Origin of the sequence: Vogesella mureinivorans, assembly GCF_007644035.1 — a bacterium.
GTDB classification, from domain to species: Bacteria; Pseudomonadota; Gammaproteobacteria; order Burkholderiales; family Chromobacteriaceae; genus Vogesella; species Vogesella mureinivorans.
In genome coordinates, this window is record NZ_VMTV02000182.1 from 1 (window position 1) to 335 (window position 335).

Here is a 335-nt window from a genome sequence, read left to right on the forward strand (position 1 = left end):
TCGAAGCCGACCAGCAGCAGCTGGCCGAGCGCGCCTGGAACACCGGCTTCGGCGTGGAGGCGGGCGGCCTGTTCAAGTACATGCACGGCGGCGAGTACCACGCCTTCAACCCGGACGTGGTCGGCGCCCTGCAGGTCGCGACGCTTACCGGCGAGCACGAGGACTGGCTGAAGTACGCGAAGCTGGTCAACGAGCGCGAGCCGTCCATGCTGCGCGACCTGCTGGAACCCGACTTCGAGCACGCCACGCCGATCCCGCTGGACGAGGTCGAACCGGCCTCGGCGATGTTCAAGGCCTTCGCCTCGGCCGGCATGAGCCTGGGCGCGCTTTCGCCC

At 69.3% G+C, this 335-nt stretch carries 1 protein-coding gene; it reads left to right on the forward strand.

Going from position 1 to position 335, the window contains the following annotated elements:
* The coding region (locus FLQ44_RS07695; RefSeq protein ID WP_147693929.1) for a glutamate synthase-related protein at window positions 1-335 on the forward strand (335 nt) is incomplete at both ends.